7 protein-coding genes are annotated in these 4,569 nt (G+C 52.5%); 4 read left to right on the forward strand and 3 right to left on the reverse strand.

Annotated features, from left to right (window positions below; translation table 11 throughout):
• The coding region (locus tag PMI22_RS32185; RefSeq protein WP_007948730.1) for a hypothetical protein at positions 1-210 on the forward strand (210 nt) is incomplete at its 5' end.
• Between the two features lie 252 nt (positions 211-462).
• Here PMI22_RS32185 and PMI22_RS03295 read toward each other — a convergent pair.
• Positions 463-1,620: an AAA family ATPase gene (locus PMI22_RS03295; protein ID WP_007948731.1), complete on the reverse strand. Its 1,158-nt coding sequence runs from the start codon at positions 1,618-1,620 to the stop codon at positions 463-465.
• 321 nt (positions 1,621-1,941) lie between these two features.
• Here PMI22_RS03295 and PMI22_RS03290 point away from each other — a divergent pair, with 321 nt between their 5' ends.
• Genes PMI22_RS03290 through PMI22_RS03280 form a run of 3 tightly spaced genes read left to right on the forward strand, consistent with a single transcriptional unit; the run spans position 1,942 to position 3,569 of the window.
• On the forward strand, positions 1,942-2,163 hold the full coding sequence (locus PMI22_RS03290) for a tautomerase family protein (protein WP_007948732.1): 222 nt from the start codon (positions 1,942-1,944) through the stop codon (positions 2,161-2,163).
• Entirely contained in the window at positions 2,160-2,816 is a 657-nt protein-coding gene (locus tag PMI22_RS03285) for a DsbA family oxidoreductase (RefSeq protein WP_007948733.1), read from the forward strand. Before PMI22_RS03290 ends, PMI22_RS03285 begins: the two co-directional genes overlap by 4 nt.
• A 42-nt stretch (positions 2,817-2,858) precedes the next feature.
• Positions 2,859-3,569 (forward strand): SDR family NAD(P)-dependent oxidoreductase, encoded by a 711-nt coding sequence (locus tag PMI22_RS03280; protein WP_007948734.1) that lies wholly within the window; start codon positions 2,859-2,861, stop codon positions 3,567-3,569.
• Positions 3,570-3,674: 105 nt separating this feature from the next.
• Here PMI22_RS03280 and PMI22_RS03275 read toward each other — a convergent pair whose 3' ends face one another.
• Positions 3,675-3,887, reverse strand: a complete 213-nt coding sequence (locus PMI22_RS03275) for a hypothetical protein (protein WP_007948735.1) — start codon at positions 3,885-3,887, stop codon at positions 3,675-3,677.
• A gap of 367 nt (positions 3,888-4,254) precedes the next feature.
• Positions 4,255-4,569 (reverse strand): hypothetical protein (locus PMI22_RS32190; protein WP_238543984.1); only part of this gene is annotated, 315 nt, incomplete at its 5' end.

The following is a 4,569-nucleotide window of genomic DNA, read 5'->3' on the forward strand; positions in this document are numbered from 1 at the left end:
AACTATCCTGACACCGGGGGGACACGTGTCGCCAACATGTCGTCCGCGGCGACACGTTCCCATAACGTGTCGCAAAAAGTGAAAAATTGCGACACGTTATGGCCTGATGTCTACACTGGCGACATGAGTGAAGGCTATTTCTGCTCAAAAAATATACAAAATGACCAGGATCGCATCCATGACCGAACCGTTACTGCCATGGCAGGCTGAAAGGCCATACAACCAACTACCTTTGTTACCGCCAGGAATTGAGATAGAAACACGTGCAGTCCTCAAAAAGTGTATTGAGGTAAATAGGATTGCGACTTATCTTTTATCGCCTTCTATAATGCTGAAGGCATGAAGGTGGTGTTGACATAGAATATTATATGGTGGCTCTTGGGAGTTGTTATTTGCTCTCAATGCAAGCCGAACAACGGAAGTTTTTTCATTGTTTTGTATTCCGATTGTGCAATTTTAGATTTAACTAGCTTCAATCAACGCTCGCTCTTCCAGCCAAATCTCCTGAACAAACTGGTCAGTAATCGCGTATATCCCATGCCCGCGTCGCATGATGATGTTCTCGGCAACCAGCGCAATCACCACCGGCTGAATCTCTTCGACTCGCACCTCACGGCCCACAGTCTTCGAATACTCAGCCGCAGCATCGATGGAAAAAATCCCCCGAGCATCGCCTTCCGTAGACGCGATTTTGTTGAAAATAGCCTGAGCCAGGCTGCCTAACAGCTCCACTTTTTCTAGTTCGATGCTGGCCGCTGCCGAGCGCAAAGTGCTGGCAATAACAGGCAAGAACAGATCGGGATCACCTTCTTGCTGCATGAGTTGTCGCAACGCTTTGAGCATTTCCTCGGGCCGGTTTCCCAAGGTATTGAATGCTTCGATGGCGACTTCGAGTGAAGGTAGCTTTTCTTTCTTCACCGTCGCAGCGAGCCGGTTAAGCAAATATTCAACGTAATCCCCTTTCAGCACCGGATACGCTGTCGATGTCGCCCCAGAAAATGCCTGGTCCCTCTTCGCCGTCAGTTCGCTGACTTGCGCCCTGTGCGATCCCGTTCCAATAAACAGAAAGTACCCCGGTGTATCTGGTCGAGGATTGATCGCATCGCGAGCTGCTTTGAGTTCCAGAAGCAGCTGATTACCATCATCGGATGAAATGGCGTGCTGCACTTCGTCGATGATCAGCACCAAGTCGGTTTTCGCTTGATCGACAACCTCTGTCAGCGCCTGCGCCAGCGTTGGCCCACCTGAGTTCCCAATGCTGCCGAGTTTGAAACCAAATTTGAATCCTGCAGCGCCCACATCAGCACCACTGACACGCTTGAGCACTTCGAGCAAACCGGAGCCTGGTGTTTGGAGCTCCTGCAGGGTTTTACGGATGGCGTCATGCACCAGTGTCGCTGGATTGGCTAGCGTGTCACTCCATAGGTCGACGTAAATGACCAGAGCACCCGCTTCTTCCAGAGCAGGGATGAGATCGCTCCTCAGGAATGTTGTTTTACCGGTCCTGCGCAGGCCGGATAAAAACAGACCTGAGCGCAAACCTTCATCGAGAACGCCCGGATTGAGAAGCTGGTTCGCCATTTCTTCGGCCAATTCAGGGCGCTGAAAAATGCTGCTCATGCAATTACCTCTTTTTATGGATACGCCATAATTATTGGCCAGCCATAATTTAGGATAAAGTCCGGAGTCCGACCTGGAGGCGGGTTGATTGCTGTTTCCGGGTTATTTTGAGTGCAGAAGGGACGCTTTCTGATAGTCGTTTGGGCGATTGATGGTTTTGGATGCAAAATCATTTGTCTACTGTCTGCGCGATAAAACTCATTACACCAAGTAACTAATGATGTTCCCGCCCCCACCTTTATCCCCTCCAGCTAACTCCCTACATTGAGCTCCAACGCCTACCCATTCATTCCGAAGGGCAGGTCACTTGGAGATTCCCTCATGCCTTTTGTCAGCGTTCGCATTACCCGCGATGGCGTTACCTCAGAGCAGAAAGCTCAGGTGATCGTCGAAATCACTGAAACCCTGGAACGCGTTCTCAAAAAGGATCCGCACCTGACCCACATCGTGATCGAAGAAGTCGACACCGATAACTGGGGCTACGCCGGCATCACCACCACCCAGTACCGCAAGCAACTGGCTGAGGCGGAGGGCAAGTCATGACCGCGTCCGTCTCCATCGATTTTGTCTCCGACGTGGTGTGCCCGTGGTGCGCGTTGGGTGCGACGGCACTGGAGCAGGCGATCAGGAACGTGGCCGGTGAAGTCTCGGTCCAGCTGACCTACAAGCCGTTTGAGTTGAACCCGGACATGCCGGCGGTCGGCGAGAAAGCCGTCGAGCATTTGATGCGCAAATATGGACGCACCGCCGAGGACGTCGCCGCTGGCAAAGCAATGCAAATCGCTCGTGGTGAGGCCATCGGTTTCACATTCGATCTGGAGAAGCGCACCCACTTCTACAACACGTTTGATGCGCACAGATTGCTGTTATGGGCGTTGCAGGAAGGGCGGCAGGTCGACCTGAAGAAGATTTTACTCCGCGCTTACTTCACCGACGGCCAGAACCCGAGCAACCGCGAAACGCTGGTTCGTCTGGCCAGTGACGCGGGACTGGACGCGGCGGCTGCACAAGAAGTGTTGGCGTCCGGAGCGTATGCGAAAGAAGTGCGTGAGCTTGAAGCGTTCTACCGCCAGCACGGGATCAATTCGGTCCCGGCCATGATCCTTAACGGTCGTCATCTGGTGGCCGGATCGCAGTCGGTCGAGTACTACGAACAAATGCTGAGACAAATGGCGAAGGCCCCCGCCGAAGCCTGATTACTTACTTTTTAAATCATCTTTTATTAGTCGAGGTTCATCATGAGCAATTCGGAAAAAGTCATCGTAATTACCGGCGCATCCCAAGGCCTCGGCGCAGGCATGGTCAAGGCTTTCCGTGATCTTGATTACAAGGTTGTTGCCACGTCGCGTTCGATCAAGCCGTCTACCGATCCGGACATCCTCACCGTGGCGGGCGACATCGGCGATCCGGAGGTCGCGCAGCATGTCATCCGTGAAACCATCGCACGTTTTGGCCGTATCGATACTTTGGTTAACAACGCCGGGATCTTCATCGCCAAACCGTTCACCGCCTACACCGCTGAAGACTACGCCGCAGTGCTGTCGGTGAACCTCAATGGCTTCTTCTACATCACCCAACTCGCGATCACCGAGATGGAAAAGCAAGGCAAAGGCCACGTCGTCAACATCACCACCAGTCTGGTGGACCACGCGATTGATGGTGTGCCGTCGGTACTGGCTTCGCTGACCAAAGGTGGATTGAACGCGGCGACCAAATCCCTGGCGATTGAGTACGCCAAGCGCGGGATCCGGGTGAATGCGGTTTCCCCAGGCATCATCAAGACGCCGATGCATGGTGAGGAAACGCATGAAGCGCTGGGGAATCTGCACCCGGTTGGACACATGGGGGAGATCAGCGACATTGCGCAGGCGGTTGTTTATCTGGATAACGCCAACTTTGTCACCGGGGAAATCCTGCATGTGGATGGTGGGCAGAGCGCTGGTCACTAAGGCGCGTTTTACACGCCATACACAACAAAGCCCTCGTATTTCTACGAGGGCTTTGTTGTGTATGGCGCCGGCACCAGTTGGAAAACTAAATCCGTGCCCTTTTTTCTACAGACCAAAAAGCTCCATATCTTCCTCGTCGGGGACGTCGTCCGTAACAATCACTCGTGCGTGCGCGCTGTGTTCGTCCTCCATGCGCAACCCGAAGTAGCGAGTATCGTTGGCGTCCCAAAATGCCTCTAACTGCGCCATGGAGGCATGCTCAAGCAGCACCTCGGCGCTGTGCTCCAGGATGATCGAGTAATGTCGTTCGGTGTTCATTACAAAAGGGGCTCGCAACGGCGGAGTGAAGTGGCAGATTGTGCATAAGCACTGCTGCCATTATGCCGCCTCGTTGATTTGCGACAGTGACCGCTTATCGTTTCGGTGAGGTTTGTAGATGCGCGGTGCCGGAGTTGGATGAATCGATACGCACTCATGATGACTCTCGGCGGGAGGGGCGCAAGTGACCGAAATAGGCGGGCGAACACGAATCGGGGAACATTCAGGAGCGAAAGCCCCATAAACGAAAAAGGCCCACCGCAAGGTGAGCCTTTTTCGTTGTTCTATATGGTGGCACCAGGAGTCGAATATCTAAATAACTGTATGATTTACCTACTATTTTTATTCGATACTATTATAGGCTACCTCATGGAGTATCCTTAGTCCTAGCTAAATCCGGTGCAATATATATCGCGCATATGGAAGGCTGAGCTGACACTGGTGGTTGCAGATTTTTTGACTGATGCATCGATATTCGGATAGACAAAAGTGAGATGTCGTGTTTAACCAAACTCTGATCTGGTATTGCATCTTCTTCTGTTGGACCGAATACTTGGCTGTTGCCGCTGACCGAAAACTGACCCAGTAAAGGCTGTTCTGCCGACTGAAAACTGACCCAGGTGTTCAACTGCTTCTGCTCAATTTTTGAGCAGGAGAACACAGGGTGATCAGCATGGAAATG

The organism is Pseudomonas sp. GM21 (assembly GCF_000282215.1).
Classification (GTDB): domain Bacteria; phylum Pseudomonadota; class Gammaproteobacteria; order Pseudomonadales; family Pseudomonadaceae; genus Aquipseudomonas.

Coding starts and splice junctions, on each gene's coding strand:
- PMI22_RS03295 (WP_007948731.1), bottom strand. CDS start 1,620: ATGAGCAGCATTTTTCAGCGCCCTGAATTGGCCGAAGAAATGGCGAAC.
- PMI22_RS03290 (WP_007948732.1), top strand. CDS start 1,942: ATGCCTTTTGTCAGCGTTCGCATTACCCGCGATGGCGTTACCTCAGAG.
- PMI22_RS03285 (WP_007948733.1), top strand. CDS start 2,160: ATGACCGCGTCCGTCTCCATCGATTTTGTCTCCGACGTGGTGTGCCCG.
- PMI22_RS03280 (WP_007948734.1), top strand. CDS start 2,859: ATGAGCAATTCGGAAAAAGTCATCGTAATTACCGGCGCATCCCAAGGC.
- PMI22_RS03275 (WP_007948735.1), bottom strand. CDS start 3,887: ATGAACACCGAACGACATTACTCGATCATCCTGGAGCACAGCGCCGAG.